Raw genomic sequence first — 17227 nt, 5'->3', positions numbered from 1 at the left:
AGCTTGCCTTCTTTTTTAATGAACCCTTTTTAGGAACATGCGCCCGCCTATGTTCAATGTGCATTCAAACCATTCGGCCATATTTTCCCCAAACCTGAATGGTGATGGACCGATAAAATGCATTCCCCGTTGTTAAACAGCATCAAATTCACGCCCTGTTTTTTCGGAGCCTGCGAGAAATGACAACGTATTGTGGCAATAGATGCAGTCATAGATGGAAAATCCCGACTCATTTAAAAACTAAATGAAGCGGCAGAACATGTCATCATCCCATTCTTCCAGCCGTACTTCCAATGAAAAGTTAAGCGGCTTGCGAATCTGTATATATGTTCTGTCTGTGAGGAAAAGATTTTCACCCTCCAAGAGGATCCTGCCGTGGTCTGCTAAAATCCCTTTTTCCACTGGCCGCCGTGGAATTCGATTTCCTGGTCAAGATAATCGTCCAACATTGACGCTTCATCGCACTCATCGTCAAAAAATACCCATTCATCATTCAGCTTCTCCGCTGTGCCGGTTAAAAAAGCGCGGGATTGGGATTCAATAATTTTCAACCTTTGCAGTTTGCCCATCGCTGTCTTCCTTCCCGCTTGTTTGGATTTCTTTATATGTTTTAGACAAGGGGAAGGAATTTCATACATCTTCGGCCGGCGGAACCCAAAAATAAAAGCCGGAAAACAGGAGTGCCCTTTTTCCGGCTTGTTGATTATCCGTTTACGATTGTGCCGCCGTTTACGTGGATCATTTGCCCGGTGACATAGCTTGAATCGTCGGAAGCTAAATACACGTAGGCCGGGGCTAGTTCGGACGGCTGGCCAGGTCGTTTCATCGGGGTATCGGAACCGAATTTCGCCACCTGTCCAGCCGTAAAGGTGGACGGGATAAGTGGCGTCCAAATCGGCCCCGGCGCAACGCCATTTACGCGGATCCCCTTTGAGACGAGCGAAACCGACAGCGAGCGCGTAAAAGCAACGATTGCCCCTTTGGTGGACGAGTAATCAATCAATTGTGGATTTCCTTTATAGGCTGTAATGGATGCCGTATTAATAATCGAGCTGCCTTTTTTTAAGTGGGGAAGCGCCGCTTTCACCATAAAAAATTGGGAGAAAATATTTGTACGGAACGTTTTTTCCAACTGTTCTTCCGTAATGCCAAGGATGCTTTCCTGCGGGTGCTGTTCGGCGGCATTGTTCACCAAAATGTCCAGTTTGCCGAACGTGCTGACGGTTTTTTCGACAGCATCCCGGCAGTGCTGTTCATTCCCGATATCGCCCGGAATGACTAAGCATTTGCGGCCTTCCTTTTCCACCAGTTCTTTTGTTTGTTTGGCATCTTCATTTTCATCCAAATAGCAGATGGCAACATGTGCGCCTTCCTTTGCGAAATATATGGCAATCGATTTTCCGATACCGCTGTCCCCGCCAGTGATGAGCGCAATTTTACCGTCCAGTTTGCCGCTGCCCCGGTAGCTGCCTTTTACATTTTCCGGTTGCGGGTACATTTTGCTTTCAACGCCTGGCTGCCTGTTTTGGTGCTGGGCCGGCATGGTTCGCTTGGAGGTACTTTGTTCGTTTGCCAATATGGATCACTCCTCGTTTTGTAATGGGAAAAAGTCAGGATTCATCATTAGTTTTTTACCCAATCAATAATTCTATTTATCGGCCCGGCCGCATGAAAAAAAGAAGCGGGGCATACCCCGCTTCCCGCAAAAAACATGGATTTTACCGGTAGTTGACAAATTGCACATCAATCGGAAGATCTGCTTCGCGGATTGCCGCAATGACTTTTTGCAGATCGTCGCGGCTTTTCCCGGTCACGCGGATCTGGTCGTCCTGCACCTGGCTTTTCACCTTTAATCCGCTGTTTTTAATAATCGTGTTGATTTTTTTCGCATTTTCTTTATCAATGCCCTGCAGCAGTTTGGCGCGCTGGCGGACAGTGCCTCCAGATGCATTTTCCAGTTTGCCGTATTCGAGATTTTTGATCGGTACGCCGCGCTTAATCAATTTGCCAAGGAGCACGTCTTTCAATTGGTTCATTTTAAACTCATCATCCGATATGAGGACAAGTTCATCCTTCTCCAGCTTAATATCGCTTTTGTTCCCTTTGAAATCGTACCGGTTTTGGATTTCCTTCATTGCAATTTGGACGGCGTTTTGCACTTCCGATAAATCGACTTTTGAAACAATATCGAATGAACTTTCTTTCGCCATGTCAACACTCCTTAAAAAGCTGCGTTAACTCTTATTATAATGGAAGCCTTAGACATTCCACAACCTATTGTATTTCTGATACATAAAAAACAAGGGGATCCCCCTTGCCTTATAAATGGTCGGTTTTTTTTGAATACTGGTGTTTTCCGGCTTTACGTTCCTTTTCCGCCTGCAAGTTTTTTTCGTGGCGAAGCGCATTGTTGTCGCGCGCTTTTTTGTCGTTATCGGAAGTACGTGACATAAAGGCAACTCCTTTCGAAACAAAAATAAATATCCCGAACCTAAGTTTCCCCGTCTCCCGGCAGCGCTATACACTTAAGGCAGCTTGTTTAGGAAAAAGACGGCCAATGTGCCGGGCCCGGCATGTGAGCCGATGACAGAACCGATCGTATTGATTAAAAAATGCCTTGTTCCAAAGCGCGCTTCGATCAGCTGCCTCATTTCTTCCGCTGCCGCTTCGTCATCACCGTGGGAGATGCCGATCAGCTGATGTTCCAGGTCAACGCCGCGTTCTTCCATGATATCAAGCATTCGCTGGAGCAATTTTTTGCGTCCGCGGATTTTTTCAATCGGGATAAGTTTTCCGTCTTCCACATCCAATATCGGCTTAATATTTAAAAGCCCGCCAAGAAATGCGCCTGCTTTAGACAGACGTCCGCCCCTGGCAAGAAACTCCAGATCAGCAACCGTAAAAATATGTTCCATATGTTTGCTGCGAAATTTAGCATCCCGGATAATTTCCTCTTTATCAGCGCCGTTTTCCCGCAGGTCAACTGCCGACTTTACCACCAGGCCATAGCCGATCGATGCGCATTTTGTATCCAAGATCGTTAAGTCCAAATCCGGGTACGCCTCTTTTACCTGGCCGGCGATCATCACGGCTGTCTGGTATGTACCGGAAAGCTCGGACGAGAATGCTAGATAAATGCCGGAATCCCCTGATTTGGCCAAATCGGTAAAAAGTTTTTCAAAATACTTTGGTGTTGGCTGGGAAGTTTTTGTTTCCGCGCCTTCACGGATGGAACGGAACACGTCCTTTGGATTAATGTCAACCAAGTCGTTGTAAGCTTTATCGTTCACATAAACCGTTAATGGAATCAGCGATACGTGATTTTCTTTGAAAAAAGACAGCGGCAGGTCGCATGCGCTGTCCGCGTAAATTTGAATACCCATTGTTTTCACCTTCACAATCCATAAGTTCTAGCTTTAGTTTACATATTTTCGCTGGATTGTACAATTTTTCCGATCAGCCGTGAGAAATTTGTAAAAAATAACTTATACTAAAACGTAAAACTGGTTTTAAGTTGCTTTGGAGGACCGGATGGGGTAAACCGCCCTGTAAAGTGGTATAGTGGAATCAGAAAAGGAGTGTCAGGTCATGCTTTGGAAAAAAGTGGGCATGTTATGGCTGATGTTTGCTGTTATCATGGCCATTCCGGGCGCGGCAAAAGGAGAGGGAAAAATGGTTCCGGATTTTTCTGTAGAAGCCGTTCAAAAGGGCTGCAACGTCGAAATACGTCTAACCGCGGCAAATCGTACAGAAGAGGAAATGCATTTGGAGTTCCCTACAAGCAAGTTGTACGATTTTACGATTTATGATGAAACAGGGAAGCCGGTGTACACGTTTGGAAAAGGAAAATTTTATCTGCAGGCCTTCCAGCATCTCACATTAAAAAAAGGCGAACGGAAAACATGGGTTGAAAATTGGAAAGGGGGGGCGGGGACGTACACGGTAAAAGCCGTTCTGCTTTCTTCGAAAATAAACGGGAAATCTGGCGGGCATGTGCAAACGGAACTGCAGTTTACGATCCATAAGAAATAGCTGCCGAAGCCGGCAGCTATTCCAATTTTCCGAGTTCGTCCTGCATTTCGCGCAACTGCACCTTTTCAGCAAGTGTAGAGTTGGCGTATGCGCTGGATAAGGCGTTTTTCGCTTTTTGGATCGTTTCGGTTTTCTCTTCATCAGTTCCCTTGGCGGCCGTTTCTTTCGCCAGTTCGACAAATTGCCTTGCCTGCCTGAATAATCGGTTGGCCATTACAGGAGGCTCCCCGATACAGCATCTTCCCGGCTCCTGTTTGTTTCTGCTTCGACCAATGTGGAGTAATATGGGAACCTTTCATCATGCTTTTTTACTGCATCTTTTCCCTGCTGGACAAATCGTTTCGATTTGCTGCTTCTGCCCAAACGAAACACCGCCTTTTATGCTCGTAAGGGTACGCGGGGTACAATCCCGCGCCCGCTTATAGTATAGGAACATCGGGCCGGGATTATGCGCTTTCCCCTTTTTTCGACTTCAAATTCAGCGCTTCCTCCAAAAATACGCCGATGCCGTCTTCCGTATTGGAGAGGGTCGTTTCGTCCGCAATATTTTTCAAGGCAGGGATGGCATTGCCCATCGCAATCCCGATGCCGGCGTACTCGATCAATTCCATGTCATTGTCTTCATCCCCGAAAGCAATGATCCGTTCTTTCGGGATGCCGTATGAGTCGGCAACTTTTTTGACGCCGACTGCTTTATTCAGCCCGGCCCTGATGATCTCAATAATATGCCATGGCGCCCCCCAACGCCTATGGTCGACGACTTCCGCATGGACATCGCTTAAATATTTGCGTATTTCCGGAACATCTTCCTTTGCGGCGTGGATGAGCATGGAGGTCGGCTCGTCTTTCAGAAAACTGATCAAATTTCCGGTCGTTACATTCGGGTCACCGATCCGGAAAATTTCAAGCAACTTTTCGTCATGGTAATGCAAATACACATCATCTTTTACTTCGGCAACAATATTATAAAGCCGGAAATCGCCGCATGTTTCCACGATCGATTTCACCACCTCAAGCGGCATCGGCTCGTGGTAGATGCCCCAGCTCCTGTTTTTCGGGTGGTGGATAAAAGCGCCGTTGAAATTGACAATCGGCGTATCGAGCTCCAGTTCGTTATAATACGGCTGGCTTGAACGGAAAGGGCGGCCTGTGGATATCATGACAATGTGGCCTTCTGCTTTTGCCTTTTTCAGAACGGATTTCGTTTTCGGGGAAATGGTTTTCTCATCATTTAACAGTGTACCATCCAGATCCAAAGCAATTAAATAAGGTTGCGGCATCGCATTTGCTCCTTTTTGAAATGATAGTCAATATACATGCAATTTCACGATAATTAACTATACTAAACAATATAGCATTTTTCCTGCAAACGTACAGAGCGGGATGTTAAAATGATGTAAAGAATTTTTATTTTTATATTGAATGCAATTTTGTTATGATAAGAATACGGAGGAGGTTGAAAACCATGGATGAGTCATTAAAAGAGAATATTATGGGCGCGCTTGAACAGGTGATTGACCCTGAAATCGGTATAGATATTGTAAATCTTGGGCTTGTATATGATCTTGAGCTTGACGAAAAAGGGTGCCTGACAGTCACGATGACACTGACGGCAATTGGCTGCCCGTTGGCGAGCATTATTGTTGACCAGGTCCAAATGGCTGTACAGGATATTCCGGAAGTCAAGGATACCCATGTCAACATAGTATGGGATCCGCCATGGACAAAAGACCGTATGTCCCGCTACGCAAAAATTGCGCTCGGGATCAACTGAAGAATATTGATGCGGACGGCCTTTTTCTGGCCGTTTTTTTATGGGCGCAAGAGAGCGAATATCTCCATGACAGAATCCATGGCAAAAAAATGCGCTCATGCTTTGGCGAGGCGCTGTCCAAACTAATGCTGACAATCAAAAAGGAGGGCATTTCTTTGGGACAAAGCAATCGGTTTCATCCTGGAAGCAAAGCGCCGAATAACGGGGTATATGTGGAAGTCGGCGAAAACGGCGATCCGGTCGTAAACCCGAAAAGCATCCACCTCCATAAAGGAGACCGGTTTCCGGAAACATCAAATGATGAACGCCATTGGACGCGGAAACGGAAACCTTAAAAAAACGGGGAATCTCCCCGTTTTTTTGATGTCGCTTTCTGAAAAGGTTCCTTAAGTAGCATGAGATTTGCGGGAAGCTTGGGGTGAAAGCGTGCGGCGGAACCGGGACATGGGAAATGGGGGAGGTTCGCCGTGTGTTCAGGGCGAAATTTTAGCAAAAATCCAACAGAAAAATTTAACAGGGACTTGGAAAAAGGTAAAATAAGGATAACGGAGGTGAAAATATGGATATCAACCGCATGACGGTTACGGTCCAGGAAGGTTTGGCGGGGGCCCAGCAGATGGCCGCTGAAAAGCACCATCCGGAAATGGATACCGCCCATTTATGGAAAGTGCTGCTGGAAAAGCCCGACAGCCTGCTTTTAACGATATACAAAGGAGCCGGTATCGTACAAGAAGAAATGGCCAGGACAATTGATGAGGCGCTTTTGAAAAAGCCGGAAGTGGCTGGGCAAAGTGCAGCACCGTATTTGTCTTCATCGCTTTTGGAATTGTTCCGTCTGGCAGAGAAGGAAATGCACTCGTTTCAGGATGAGTATATTTCAGTGGAACATTTGGCGCTCGCTTTGATGGACTTGGAGCACGATGACATTTCCCGCTTTTTAAAGCGCAGGCGGATTACGAAAGAAAAACTTTTGCAGGTAATCAAAAAAGTAAGGGGGAATCAAAGGGTGGCCTCGCAAAACCCGGAAGCAACCTATAACGTTTTAAAAAAATATGGGGTGAACCTTGTTGAAGCCGTTAAAGAAGGCAAGGTGGACCCAGTCATCGGCCGGGATGCGGAAATCCGGAATGTGATCCGGATCTTGTCGCGCAAAACGAAAAACAATCCTGTCTTGATCGGGGAGCCTGGCGTCGGGAAAACGGCGATCGTCGAAGGGCTTGCGCAGCGGATTGTCCGCAAAGACGTCCCGGAAGGTTTAAAAGATAAAACCATTTTTTCTCTGGATATCGGGGCGCTTGTTGCAGGCGCGAAGTTCAGGGGGGAATTTGAAGAACGATTAAAGGCGGTGCTGCAGGAAATCAAAAAAAGCAACGGACAGATTTTGCTTTTCATCGATGAGCTGCATACGATTGTCGGTGCCGGTAAGACGGAAGGGGCGATGGATGCCGGCAATATGCTGAAGCCGATGCTGGCCCGCGGCGAGCTGCATTGCATCGGGGCAACAACGCTTAATGAATACCGGCAGTATATTGAAAAAGATGCCGCCCTTGAGCGCCGGTTCCAGCAGGTGCTTGTCCAGGAGCCGGATGTGGAGGATACCATTTCGATTTTACGGGGATTAAAGGAACGCTTTGAAATCCATCATGGCGTCCGCATCCATGATAAAGCGCTTGTCGCGGCCGCAACATTATCAAATCGCTACATTACCGACCGTTTTTTGCCGGATAAAGCGATTGATTTGGTGGATGAAGCATGCGCAAACATCCGCGTCGAAATGGATTCAATGCCAAGCGAACTTGATGAAGTGACGAGACGACTCATGCAGCTTGAAATTGAAGAAGCCGCCCTGCAAAAGGAGACGGATGATGCGAGCAAAGAACGGCTGGGTATATTGCGGAAAGAACTCGCTGATTTGAAAGAAGAAGTGGACACGATGCGCGCCAAATGGCAGTCCGAAAAAGCGGATCTGCAGAAAGTCCAAGAGAAACGTGAACTACTGGAAAAATACCGGCGCGACCTGCAAGAAGCCGAAAATCAGTATGATTTGAATAAAGCCGCTGAGCTGCGGCACGGAAAAATCCCTGCTGTTGAAAAAGAACTAAAGCAGCTGGAAAAGCAAATGGCCGAAAATGAAGGAAAGACAAGGCTGCTGCGGGAAGAAGTCACGGAAGAAGAAATTGCCAATATTGTGGCGCGCTGGACAGGCATTCCGGTGGCAAAAATTGTGGAAGGCGAGCGGGAAAAACTATTGAAACTGGAAAGCATCCTGCATGAGCGGGTGATCGGCCAGGATGAAGCTGTCCGCCTTGTGAGCGATGCTGTCCTCAGGGCGCGTGCTGGTATGAAAGACCCGAACCGCCCGATCGGCTCCTTTATCTTTCTCGGACCGACCGGCGTCGGGAAAACTGAACTCGCAAAAGCGCTCGCACAGCATTTATTCGATGACGAAAACCATATGGTCCGGATCGACATGAGCGAGTATATGGAAAAATATTCCGTATCCCGTCTGATCGGCGCGCCTCCGGGATATGTCGGCTATGAAGAAGGCGGGCAGTTAACAGAAGCGGTCAGACGGAAACCGTATTCTGTCATTCTGCTTGATGAAATTGAAAAAGCCCATCCGGAAGTGTTCAACATCCTCCTGCAGGTACTCGACGACGGCCGGATTACCGACTCGCAGGGGAGAACAGTCGATTTTAAAAATGCGATCATTATTATGACATCCAATATTGGTTCTTCTTATCTGCTTGATATAAAGGGCGGGGAAATCGACGAAGACACGAAAAATGCAGTCATGGCGCAGCTGCGCGCCTCATTCCGTCCAGAATTTTTAAACAGAATTGACGATATTATTTTATTTAAGCCGCTCAGCATGGACGATATGATGGGCATTGTCGATAAATTAATGAAAGAACTGGCCGGCCGCCTAAGAGAGCAGTTAATCCGGCTCTCGCTTTCCGATGACGCGAAAAAATGGATCGCCGAATCGGCCTATGACCCTGTATACGGCGCAAGGCCGCTGAAACGCTTTATCCAGCACCAAATCGAGACAAAACTGGCAAAAGAAATTATCTCGGGAACGGTACGCCCAAATGAAATTGTAAGGATCGATGTGAAAAACGGGCAGCTTACGATTACGGCCGAAAATCTGAAGCCTTAAACTTAAACAATCCGGCGCTGCCCGAATCAGGCAGCGCCGGATAGATTTTATTCTTCCGCTTTTACATGTTTTGGCAACGCTGCATTGACAATCAAAACCGCAGCTGTAATGACAAGCGACATGATGGCCATCGTTTTTACATGGTATGTAGAATTTGTGATGGCGCTTCCGACATATCCAAGCATCTCGGTTAGCAAAAATACCCAAAAGATTGTAAAAATGTATTTCATGATTTTCACCCCAAATTCAAATGGACTCCTATGCAATGTCTCCTTTTATCATATCACAGCGCAATAAATTGTAAAGAGGCAGATATTTGCCCGTTGCCATCTAAAAACACCGTCGACGGCAATGAATCTTTATAGCCGAGTCCGCATAAGCTTAAAAATAAATGTTCATGGAGGGTTCCTATGGATCAAGTGCTTGTCCTCGGCGCCCTGCAATTTGCCGGATTTGAACTGTGCAAGGCGCTGCTTGATGCTGGATATCCGGTTATGGCAGCTGATAGTAAAGCGTCCGGCGGCATAGATGGGGAAAAATGGATGGAAATCGGCAGAAATGCGAATGCCATTTATCAGCCAACCAGCGAGCTTTCGGTTGAAAGTGATTTTACTTGCTGCCTGCCGGTTTACGACTATTATGTCCAAAACGCCCGGGAGGATTTGCAAACTGTCTGTTCTTGCTTAGGAAATTTTTCCAACAGGATGGAACGTTTGGCGCTAATCCTCCCAAACCATTTGGCGGAAAGCACGGAAAAAGCGGGCTGGATTCCCCGGAGCTTAACCGATTATATAGAAACCATGACCTTTTTTGTCCCGACTTTGTACGGCCCCGGACAGCCAAGCCGGATGGCATTTTCACAAATGATAAACGGAAATCTTGATCCGGATCTGCAATACGATGATCGTGATGCGTTATACGCCGGTGATGCAGCTAAAGCAATTGTGCAAGTGCTGGAAAAAGGACGAACCGGGAAAACTTTTTATTTGAAAAGCCCGGATGGAAACGGATGGGAGCCCGTTGCCCGCTTTTTGGCCAAAGATGGCTATGGCAGCCGCCCGCTTCCGGAAAACAGGCTTGTTTCCGTCCGGGAGATGGAAGGCATAACGGTCCAGCCGTCGATTTCATATAAAGAGGCCATCTCAAAGCAAATGGCATATATGGGAAAGAATATTAAAACAAGTAATTAATCCCCTTTTCCGATATTGGAAAGAAGTTTTTCAACGATAGGGGCCATTTTTCGGAACAAAGGCTTCAACTCATCAATTGCCTCAAACAGCTTATCAGCATTCTCCAACAGTGCTTCGATATCAATGTTTTGGAAAAATGGATGGTTAAATAAACTGCCGGCTATTCCATCTTCTATTTTTTCATCGGTGCTTTCTGGCAATTGCACCTGGTTCCTGCGTGGAAAAAACATTTGGTCAAAAGGATGGACTTTTTTGTGTTCACCCATTTTCTCACTCCCTTTCGGCTTCTTTTTATTGTCTGAAATCCGGGCGTCTTTTCTACTACAGCATATGACGAAAAAACGGTTTCGACCGCGCCATTGGCCCATCCGCAATAGAACACTGGCCGGGGGTGACAAGAAAACACCGCTTTGATATAATTAGGAGCAGGTCATAATAATAACTATAAGAATCATTCGTATATGATAAACTTTGACTATTTTAATTTGGAAAGAAGGAATACGAAATGAATGCTGGCATTATCGGTGTTGGGAAGTATAATCCTGAAAAGGTTTTGACAAACTTTGATTTTGAAAAAATGATGGATACGTCCGATGAATGGATCCGGACAAGGACGGGGATTGTAGAGCGCAGGATCGCGCCGGATGAAATCGAGACGTCTGATATGGCCTATGAAGCGGCTGTAAAATCGATAAAAAATGCAGGCATTTCCCCTGAAGAAATTGATTTAATCCTTGTAGCGACCATTACGCCGGACCAGCCGTTCCCGACCGTTTCGAATATTTTGCAGGACCGCCTTGGCGCGAAGAAGGCAGCGGCGATGGACTTAAGCGCGGCATGCTCCGGATTTATGTACGCCATGGCGACAGCCAAGCAATTTATTGAGACGAATACGTATAAATATGTTTTAATTGTAGGTGTTGAAAAATTATCCAAAATCACGAACTGGGAAGACCGCAGTACGGCTGTGCTTTTTGGCGACGGGGCAGGTGCCGCCGTCATCGGTCCGGTTTCGGAAGGAAGGGGCATTCTTGCTTTTGAACTCGGTTCGGACGGCTCCGGCGGCAAATATTTGTATGAAGATAAAAACGGGCATATTGTCATGAACGGCCGCGAAGTATTTAAGTTTGCCGTCCGCCAAATGGGAGAATCGAGCCTGCGCGTGATTGAAAAGGCCGGGGTGAAAAAAGAGGATGTAAATTTCTTAATCCCGCACCAGGCAAATATCCGTATCATGGAATCAGCGAGGGAAAGGCTTGGCCTGCCTGTTGAAAAAATGTCGAAAACGATCCATAAATACGGAAATACTTCCGCTGCTTCCATTCCGATCTCATTAGTGGATGAACTGGAAGAAGGCAAGATCAAAGATGACGATCTTGTTTTGATGGTCGGGTTTGGAGGCGGATTGACATGGGGTGCTGTACTGGTAAGATGGGGGAAATAACCCCCGCTTTGGCACAGCAGCCTTTCAAAGCTGTAAAATTTTGACGGATTTATCGCATGATACTTAAACATTACCGGTCTTCTTGTACCTGGAAAAGGAGATGGAAAAATGGAAAACAGAAGAGTGGTTGTCACTGGAATTGGGGCTGTTACACCGGTCGGAAATGATGCGCGGACAGCCTGGCAGAACGTAGTAAACGGAAAGTCCGGGATCGGGCCGCTGACAAGGCTGAATGCGGACCAGTTTCCGGCAAAAGTGGCTGCTGAAGTGAAAGATTTTAATATTGAAGAGTTTATTGAGCGCAAAGAAGCACGCAAAATGGACCGCTTTACGCATTATGCCGTCGCATCCGCGATAATGGCGGTAAAAGATGCGAACCTTACGATTAACGAGGAAAACGCAACCCGTGTCGGCGTCTGGATCGGATCCGGGATCGGCGGCATGGAAACGTACGAAAACCAGTTTGAAATCTTCCAAAAACGCGGATACCGGCGTGTGAGCCCGTTTTTTGTCCCGATGATGATCCCGGATATGGCGGCTGGGCAGGTCTCCATTTTACTCGGCGCAAAAGGCATCAATTCCTGTACCGTAACCGCCTGTGCAACGGGAACGAACTCGATCGGCGATGCATTTAAGGTCATCCAGCGTGGAGACTGCGACGTGATGATTACCGGCGGCGCAGAAGCACCGATTACAAATATGTCGCTGGCGGGATTTTGCGCAAACACCGCGCTCTCGACCAATCCGGACCCGAATACGGCAAGCCGCCCGTTTGACTTAAACCGCGACGGGTTTGTCATTGGAGAAGGCGCCGGGATTGTGGTGCTCGAAGAATTGGAACATGCGAAAAAGCGCGGGGCAAAAATTTATGCGGAAGTCATCGGCTACGGGGCAACCGGCGATGCATACCATATTACGGCGCCAGCTCCAGGCGGGGAAGGCGGCGCGCGTGCAATGAAAATGGCGCTTGACGACGCAGGGATCACCCCAAGCGAAGTCGGCTATATTAATGCCCACGGCACAAGTACGCAGTATAATGATAAATATGAAACGATGGCTATAAAAGAAGTTTTTGGCGACCATGCTTATAAACTTGCCATAAGCTCGACAAAATCCATGACCGGGCATCTGCTCGGCGCAGCGGGGGGGATTGAAGCTATCTTTACCGTACTGGCAATCAACGAAGGTATCCTACCGCCGACGATCAATATTGAAGCGCCGGACCCGGAATGCGATTTGGATTACGTGCCGGATGAATCCCGCAAGCAGGAAGTCAAAGTGGCGCTCAGCAACTCGCTCGGATTCGGCGGCCATAACGCGACACTGGCATTTAAAAAATACGAAGATTAACCTTCGTCTTTTATAAAGAACGTCAAGGGGCTGTCCCAAGAGCCGGTAGGCCGGCCCGGGGCACTCCTTTTTTTATGCAATCGGGAAAGTTTTAGTTATTTCAAAATGTGCTTTAAATCTGATCAATAAAACGCGTTCCCCGCTAATACAATAGAAGCAAACAGAAGGGGGGGCGTTATGGGCGTCATACGTACAGACAGGTGGATGGAGGAAGATTTTGGAAGGCCGGAAGTGTTTTGCAAAAACATCAAACAGGCCGGAAAAGACGTGAAAGATTTTTACCGGTACTTGCAAAGCTTCGGCATGTACCGGCCTTCAGGACAGTCGAAACAGACTTTTCTATCGTTGAAAGAAAAGAATGCGTGGGAAAAAATCGCGGCACTTAAAGCAAAGTATCAAAAGCTGTGGAAAGGGCCGGACCCGGATATTTATATATTCCCGATCCGTGCGGGAAACGGATTCGGGTTCCGAAAAAGCAGGGGAAAATCAGGCGTCACGCTGCCGGATGCCGTTTTCCTGTTCTTGGGGCCGGTACGGGACGAAAAAGAATGGGAGGCACTTTTGATCCATGAATACCATCATGCTGCGCGCATGTCCCGGCTGAAACAGCCGCTTATGGAATATACGTTGCTCGATTCTCTTGTATTTGAAGGCCTGGCGGAACATGCCGTGCTCGAATACTTAGGGGAGGAATATATTTCAGGAACGTCCAGGCTGTATACGGGCAGGCAGAAGATGCAGGCGTGGCACCGATTTTTTGCGGAAAACCTTGAAAGGAAAAAAAGCGAGAAAATCCACGATGACCTGCTTTTCGGGAGAAGGTACGTGCCAAACATGATGGGGTATGCGCTCGGGTATTTCCTCATAGAAGAATTTAAGAATACACATGCTTTTTCTACTGCAAAATGCATAGGCCTCGCATCCGAAACATTCCTTACAAAAAATTTTAAATAGGGGGTTGCCTGCTGAAAGATATAGTGCCGGCAGCTTCCCCCATCTTCCTTTTTGGCGGCGGCATAGGAATAATTTAACTGCTCCCTGCCTATACTGAATGACAAATAGAGTTTACGGGGGGTTATCAATGCTGTATCTTCACGATGTATGGGTCAACTGGTTCGAGGGGGAGGAAAACGGATATAATGTCTGCCCTTTTCATGAATGGCGCCGGGATGATGTCATTGAACTGCTTGACCAGGTCCCTCTTTTATATGTGGACACGCTTCTTTATGATTACATTGAAAATGATTTGGCGGAATTGCCGCAGACGTTGCTGAACGATGTTTATCAAAAAGGGATATTGCGCAAAAACCATGAAAGGATCCAGCTTGATTATTGTTTTGTCGTAACGGATGGCAAGGGAATATTGGCTGTCGATACGATCGGCTATACGCTGCCGATCCGGAAAAGCAGGCTTATCCCGCGGCAGGAACAGCTTGTGTATGATATGATAGTGGGACATGAGCCGGTTTCTTACCATTTTGAAAAAAACGCCAAACCGAAAGAATACCATATTTTATCCCCTTCACCGGAATGCATGCAGGGGCTGACGAGAAGGGAAAGGCAGTTAAAGCAGCTGCTGTTTATGGCCCTTGACCAGCTTTATTCTTCTAAGAATACGGCGGAAGTGCGGTATTGGTATACTGAATGGTCGCCGGAAAAATATGAACAAATTCAATTTATGGATTTTGATCTTGTGTGGGAGCGGCTTTATGAGGAAACAAAAACAGGGTGGTCTGAAAAACACGAGCAGTTGTGCGAAAACTTGATAAAAGGACAACCGTTCTTTGAAAAACTTTGGGAACTTGAACACAATGAAAAAAGCGAACTCATGTAAAAACGAGTTGCGTACTAAATCGCAACTCGTTTTTTGCATTGGTTCAGTGGCGTTTTTTCCTGCCGAGCCCCATTGCATTTTCCATTTTCTTCAGCATTTTTCCTGCCACAATATTAGCTTTTTCCGCGCCTTCATCCAAAATGCGGTCCAATTCCTCCGATTCAATCAGTTCGTAATAACGGTGCTGGATCGGGGCAAGCGCATCATTGATTACATCCACAAGGTCAGCTTTAAATGCCCCGTAACCGACCCCCTCGTATTTCCTTTCCAATTCTTCAATGGACAGGCCGCTGAAGTTGGAGTAGATAACGAGCAGATTGGAGATGCCTGGTTTGTTTACCTTATCATATCTCACGACGCCGTCCGAATCGGTAACGGCGCTTTTAATTTTTTTATCGACCAGTTTCGGGTCATCAAGAAGTGAAATAAAGGCTTTCTTATTCGGATCGGATTTACTCATTTTTTTTGTCGGATCCTGCAGGGACATGATCCGTGCGCCTGATTCAGAGAGCTTGATGTCAGGCAATGTAAAAATTTCCAAATACCGTTTATTAAATCTTTCCGCCAAATCCCTCGTCAATTCCAAATGCTGTTTCTGGTCTTCACCGACCGGCACAAGATCTGTGCTGTATAGCAGGATATCAGCAGCCATCAGCGGCGGGTATGTCAATAGGCCGGCCGATACGCCTTCTTTTCCTGCCGATTTGTCTTTAAACTGCGTCATCCTTTCCAATTCTCCGATATAGGAAACGCACTGCAGCATCCATCCGGCCTGGGCATGTGCCGGTACTTCTGATTGGATAAACAGCGTTGCTTTCTTCGGATCAATGCCGACAGCGACATAAAAAGCGGCAAGGCTTCGGATGTTTTTGCGCAACGCAAGCCGATCCTGCGGCACGGTGATGGCATGCTGGTCCACAATGCAAAAATAGCAATTAAAACTGTCCTGCAGTTCAACAAACTGCTTCATTGCGCCAAGATAGTTGCCGATATGGATCGTTCCGCTCGGCTGGATGCCTGAAAAAATGGTTCTCATTTTGCTTTTTCCTCCTAAGACATGCTGAAATTTTTCCATAAAAATAAAAAACCATTCATCCAAATAGGGACGAATGGGATAGATCCGCGGTGCCACCCTAAGTGCCCTTTACGCCGGGCCGCTTAGTTCCAAAAAATTGGGGCCTTGTTAACGCAAGGCAAACGCCGGAAACTAATAGGGTAAAATATCCGTTCATCCCCGGAGCTCGAAAGCCCATTCCATCTGCCCGGCATGTTTGTTCCCACCAACCACAAACTCTCTAAAATGCCCTGGCAAATGTACTATTCTTTCTCATCGCTTTTCACGTACCGCCACCATTATAATCAAATTAAGCAAAAAAGTCAAAATGCGAAATCTTTACGAACTTTGCAGAAAAAGGGCAATTGCCATGAAAATCATCATCACAACGCCGGTTAAAAACGGCATTTGCACGTGAATCGAGACCAGTTTGGACAGCGGACGGACTTCTCCGTCAAATCTGGACGACAGTCGCTGGAAACCGTAGAAAAAAGCATCAAAAAAACCTGTACGGAGCATAAAAACCGACAAGGAAAAAAAGATCAAGAGCGCCCCGATTGTAAAAGATGTATTAATATAACAAAGCAGGTCGATCCGCTTATAAAACGTGAAAGAACAGATGAAAACAAGCAACTGGGAAGACAAAAACCAATAGACAAGCTTTTTAAACATATGCTCACCTTTCAGCAACAAGCATTTTCGTCCATTATACAGGAACACAACAAAATAGAAAACTACCAGACATGTCGAAACATATTTATAAGTTAAATTAAATTTATTTCAAGAAATAAAAAAATTAAAAATGTCACGCATACCGTAAATTATGTTGCATAAATGTTTAAAGAAGGAAAGATAAAGGAAAAGCCTGCGCAAAAAAATATTAGAAATCAGTTGTTCATAAGGGACTTGGTAAAAAATTTAGCAAAGAATATTTAAATGAGTGAATTTCAAAATTCCAAGTCCTTGTGTCCAAAGGTTTTCAAAACATAAAAAAGGAAGTACCTCCCCAAGTCTTGTATAACGGTAATTAACGAAAAAAACAAAAAAGACTGGAGGGACACTCCCTGTGACCATTATACGACAAATGAGTTTATTTGGCATCCAGGAATTATACGAAATGGAACCTACCCATCGTTACGATGCCATTATTTCAGCTATAAATCTTAATAAAATCTGCCATTCAGTAACCAAGAAGTCCCATCTTGGTGCACCTGAAGAATTAAACTATGCCGCCATGATTATTTCAGTTTTCGTCCGTTATGTTGAACGAATCCCAACCGTTAAGGATCTTGTGAAACGTTTAAATGAAGACATTACCTTCAAGCTAAACTGCGGTTTTCTTGTATCGGACAATACGCCTTCTGAATCCTCTTATTCCTGGCTTACGAT

General features: G+C 46.3%; 23 protein-coding genes and 1 other annotated feature. Of the genes, 10 read left to right on the top strand and 13 right to left on the bottom strand.

The genetic code is table 11. The annotated features are described in order from the left end of the window. Positions 1–132: 132 nt before the first annotated feature. The 6 genes from BpJC4_RS17295 to BpJC4_RS01085 all read right to left on the bottom strand — a co-directional run bounded on the left by BpJC4_RS17295 (position 133) and on the right by BpJC4_RS01085 (position 3383). Positions 133–204, bottom strand: a complete 72-nt coding sequence (locus tag BpJC4_RS17295) for a hypothetical protein (RefSeq protein WP_253718627.1) — start codon at positions 202–204, stop codon at positions 133–135. Between the two features lie 179 nt (positions 205–383). After that, complete coding sequence (locus BpJC4_RS17290) at positions 384–569, bottom strand: DUF2777 family protein (protein ID WP_253718626.1); 186 nt, start codon at positions 567–569, stop codon at positions 384–386. A 134-nt stretch (positions 570–703) separates the two neighbouring features. Further along, positions 704–1576, bottom strand: a complete 873-nt coding sequence (locus BpJC4_RS01100; RefSeq protein WP_151679758.1) for an SDR family oxidoreductase — start codon at positions 1574–1576, stop codon at positions 704–706. Between the two features lie 142 nt (positions 1577–1718). Further along, complete coding sequence (locus tag BpJC4_RS01095) at positions 1719–2210, bottom strand: YajQ family cyclic di-GMP-binding protein (RefSeq protein WP_151679757.1); 492 nt, start codon at positions 2208–2210, stop codon at positions 1719–1721. 109 nt (positions 2211–2319) lie between these two features. Beyond that, positions 2320–2451 carry a DUF3941 domain-containing protein gene (locus BpJC4_RS01090; protein ID WP_151679756.1) on the bottom strand — a complete coding sequence of 44 codons (132 nt, stop codon included), beginning with the start codon at positions 2449–2451 and terminating at the stop codon, positions 2320–2322. 74 nt (positions 2452–2525) lie between these two features. Continuing rightward, positions 2526–3383 (bottom strand): DegV family protein, encoded by an 858-nt coding sequence (locus BpJC4_RS01085; protein WP_151679755.1) that lies wholly within the window; start codon positions 3381–3383, stop codon positions 2526–2528. Positions 3384–3588: 205 nt separating this feature from the next. Between BpJC4_RS01085 and BpJC4_RS01080 the strand changes: the two genes are divergently transcribed. Continuing rightward, positions 3589–4032, top strand: coding sequence for a BsuPI-related putative proteinase inhibitor (locus tag BpJC4_RS01080; RefSeq protein ID WP_151679754.1), 444 nt, complete (start codon positions 3589–3591; stop codon positions 4030–4032). 16 nt (positions 4033–4048) lie between these two features. Here the strand turns inward: BpJC4_RS01080 and BpJC4_RS01075 are convergent, their stop codons facing one another. The 3 genes from BpJC4_RS01075 to BpJC4_RS01070 all read right to left on the bottom strand — a co-directional run bounded on the left by BpJC4_RS01075 (position 4049) and on the right by BpJC4_RS01070 (position 5312). Next, the gene (locus BpJC4_RS01075; RefSeq protein WP_151679753.1) at positions 4049–4246 is read right to left on the bottom strand and encodes a DUF3813 domain-containing protein; all 198 of its coding nucleotides are present in this window, start codon (positions 4244–4246) and stop codon (positions 4049–4051) included. Then, positions 4246–4395, bottom strand: coding sequence for a hypothetical protein (locus BpJC4_RS16005; protein ID WP_172967525.1), 150 nt, complete (start codon positions 4393–4395; stop codon positions 4246–4248). The genes BpJC4_RS01075 and BpJC4_RS16005 overlap by 1 nt, the downstream gene beginning before the upstream one ends. Positions 4396–4478: 83 nt before the next feature. Then, positions 4479–5312 (bottom strand): Cof-type HAD-IIB family hydrolase, encoded by an 834-nt coding sequence (locus BpJC4_RS01070; RefSeq protein WP_151679752.1) that lies wholly within the window; start codon positions 5310–5312, stop codon positions 4479–4481. Positions 5313–5497: 185 nt separating this feature from the next. On the opposite strand from BpJC4_RS01070, the gene BpJC4_RS01065 reads away from it, so the two are divergent. The 3 genes from BpJC4_RS01065 (at position 5498) to clpB (ending at position 8966) form a co-directional block, all read left to right on the top strand. Beyond that, a complete protein-coding gene (locus BpJC4_RS01065) occupies positions 5498–5806 on the top strand; it encodes a metal-sulfur cluster assembly factor (RefSeq protein ID WP_151679751.1) in 309 nt (102 codons plus the stop codon). Between the two features lie 155 nt (positions 5807–5961). After that, positions 5962–6141 (top strand): YjzC family protein, encoded by a 180-nt coding sequence (locus tag BpJC4_RS01060; RefSeq protein ID WP_151679750.1) that lies wholly within the window; start codon positions 5962–5964, stop codon positions 6139–6141. Between the two features lie 224 nt (positions 6142–6365). Next, positions 6366–8966, top strand: a complete 2601-nt coding sequence (gene clpB / locus BpJC4_RS01055; RefSeq protein WP_151679749.1) for an ATP-dependent chaperone ClpB — start codon at positions 6366–6368, stop codon at positions 8964–8966. Positions 8967–9013: 47 nt separating this feature from the next. Here clpB and BpJC4_RS01050 read toward each other — a convergent pair whose 3' ends face one another. Beyond that, positions 9014–9196 (bottom strand): YjzD family protein, encoded by a 183-nt coding sequence (locus tag BpJC4_RS01050; protein ID WP_151679748.1) that lies wholly within the window; start codon positions 9194–9196, stop codon positions 9014–9016. Between the two features lie 180 nt (positions 9197–9376). Between BpJC4_RS01050 and BpJC4_RS01045 the strand changes: the two genes are divergently transcribed. Further along, positions 9377–10156 (top strand): NAD-dependent epimerase/dehydratase family protein, encoded by a 780-nt coding sequence (locus BpJC4_RS01045; protein WP_151679747.1) that lies wholly within the window; start codon positions 9377–9379, stop codon positions 10154–10156. Here the strand turns inward: BpJC4_RS01045 and BpJC4_RS01040 are convergent. Next, complete coding sequence (locus tag BpJC4_RS01040; protein WP_151679746.1) at positions 10153–10422, bottom strand: hypothetical protein; 270 nt, start codon at positions 10420–10422, stop codon at positions 10153–10155. The genes BpJC4_RS01045 and BpJC4_RS01040 overlap by 4 nt on opposite strands. A gap of 239 nt (positions 10423–10661) precedes the next feature. Here BpJC4_RS01040 and BpJC4_RS01035 point away from each other — a divergent pair, with 239 nt between their 5' ends. The 4 genes from BpJC4_RS01035 (at position 10662) to BpJC4_RS01020 (ending at position 14784) form a co-directional block, all read left to right on the top strand. After that, positions 10662–11600 carry a beta-ketoacyl-ACP synthase III gene (locus BpJC4_RS01035; protein WP_151679745.1) on the top strand — a complete coding sequence of 313 codons (939 nt, stop codon included), beginning with the start codon at positions 10662–10664 and terminating at the stop codon, positions 11598–11600. A 108-nt stretch (positions 11601–11708) separates the two neighbouring features. After that, positions 11709–12950: a beta-ketoacyl-ACP synthase II gene (gene fabF, locus BpJC4_RS01030; protein WP_151679744.1), complete on the top strand. Its 1242-nt coding sequence runs from the start codon at positions 11709–11711 to the stop codon at positions 12948–12950. A 177-nt stretch (positions 12951–13127) separates the two neighbouring features. Continuing rightward, positions 13128–13904: a DUF2268 domain-containing putative Zn-dependent protease gene (locus tag BpJC4_RS01025; RefSeq protein ID WP_151697429.1), complete on the top strand. Its 777-nt coding sequence runs from the start codon at positions 13128–13130 to the stop codon at positions 13902–13904. A 127-nt stretch (positions 13905–14031) separates the two neighbouring features. Continuing rightward, a complete protein-coding gene (locus BpJC4_RS01020) occupies positions 14032–14784 on the top strand; it encodes a YjbA family protein (protein WP_151679742.1) in 753 nt (250 codons plus the stop codon). Between the two features lie 43 nt (positions 14785–14827). On the opposite strand, the gene trpS is transcribed toward BpJC4_RS01020, so the two are convergent. Beyond that, on the bottom strand, positions 14828–15820 hold the full coding sequence (trpS, locus tag BpJC4_RS01015) for a tryptophan--tRNA ligase (RefSeq protein WP_151679741.1): 993 nt from the start codon (positions 15818–15820) through the stop codon (positions 14828–14830). 62 nt (positions 15821–15882) lie between these two features. Further along, positions 15883–16124: a binding site (T-box leader), on the bottom strand. Between the two features lie 53 nt (positions 16125–16177). Next, positions 16178–16510, bottom strand: coding sequence for a DUF3899 domain-containing protein (locus BpJC4_RS01010; RefSeq protein ID WP_151679740.1), 333 nt, complete (start codon positions 16508–16510; stop codon positions 16178–16180). Between the two features lie 394 nt (positions 16511–16904). Here BpJC4_RS01010 and BpJC4_RS01005 point away from each other — a divergent pair. Continuing rightward, on the top strand, positions 16905–17227 hold a 323-nt coding region (locus tag BpJC4_RS01005), incomplete at its 3' end, for a transposase (RefSeq protein ID WP_172968340.1).

The sequence above is a fragment of the Weizmannia acidilactici genome (genome assembly GCF_008974185.1).
Classification (GTDB): Bacteria; Bacillota; Bacilli; order Bacillales; family Bacillaceae_C; genus Weizmannia; species Weizmannia acidilactici.
The sequence above is the reverse complement of the archived record's forward strand: the minus strand, read 5'-3'. Positions and strand labels throughout refer to the sequence as shown.

Coding starts and splice junctions, on each gene's coding strand:
- BpJC4_RS01085 (WP_151679755.1), bottom strand. CDS start 3,383: ATGGGTATTCAAATTTACGCGGACAGCGCATGCGACCTGCCGCTGTCT.
- BpJC4_RS01025 (WP_151697429.1), top strand. CDS start 13,128: ATGGGCGTCATACGTACAGACAGGTGGATGGAGGAAGATTTTGGAAGG.
- BpJC4_RS01095 (WP_151679757.1), bottom strand. CDS start 2,210: ATGGCGAAAGAAAGTTCATTCGATATTGTTTCAAAAGTCGATTTATCG.
- BpJC4_RS01010 (WP_151679740.1), bottom strand. CDS start 16,510: ATGTTTAAAAAGCTTGTCTATTGGTTTTTGTCTTCCCAGTTGCTTGTT.
- BpJC4_RS01090 (WP_151679756.1), bottom strand. CDS start 2,451: ATGTCACGTACTTCCGATAACGACAAAAAAGCGCGCGACAACAATGCG.
- BpJC4_RS01020 (WP_151679742.1), top strand. CDS start 14,032: ATGCTGTATCTTCACGATGTATGGGTCAACTGGTTCGAGGGGGAGGAA.
- BpJC4_RS01045 (WP_151679747.1), top strand. CDS start 9,377: ATGGATCAAGTGCTTGTCCTCGGCGCCCTGCAATTTGCCGGATTTGAA.
- fabF (WP_151679744.1), top strand. CDS start 11,709: ATGGAAAACAGAAGAGTGGTTGTCACTGGAATTGGGGCTGTTACACCG.
- BpJC4_RS01075 (WP_151679753.1), bottom strand. CDS start 4,246: ATGGCCAACCGATTATTCAGGCAGGCAAGGCAATTTGTCGAACTGGCG.
- BpJC4_RS01040 (WP_151679746.1), bottom strand. CDS start 10,422: ATGGGTGAACACAAAAAAGTCCATCCTTTTGACCAAATGTTTTTTCCA.
- BpJC4_RS01080 (WP_151679754.1), top strand. CDS start 3,589: ATGCTTTGGAAAAAAGTGGGCATGTTATGGCTGATGTTTGCTGTTATC.
- BpJC4_RS01050 (WP_151679748.1), bottom strand. CDS start 9,196: ATGAAATACATTTTTACAATCTTTTGGGTATTTTTGCTAACCGAGATG.
- trpS (WP_151679741.1), bottom strand. CDS start 15,820: ATGAGAACCATTTTTTCAGGCATCCAGCCGAGCGGAACGATCCATATC.
- BpJC4_RS01065 (WP_151679751.1), top strand. CDS start 5,498: ATGGATGAGTCATTAAAAGAGAATATTATGGGCGCGCTTGAACAGGTG.
- BpJC4_RS17290 (WP_253718626.1), bottom strand. CDS start 569: ATGGGCAAACTGCAAAGGTTGAAAATTATTGAATCCCAATCCCGCGCT.
- clpB (WP_151679749.1), top strand. CDS start 6,366: ATGGATATCAACCGCATGACGGTTACGGTCCAGGAAGGTTTGGCGGGG.
- BpJC4_RS01035 (WP_151679745.1), top strand. CDS start 10,662: ATGAATGCTGGCATTATCGGTGTTGGGAAGTATAATCCTGAAAAGGTT.
- BpJC4_RS01070 (WP_151679752.1), bottom strand. CDS start 5,312: ATGCCGCAACCTTATTTAATTGCTTTGGATCTGGATGGTACACTGTTA.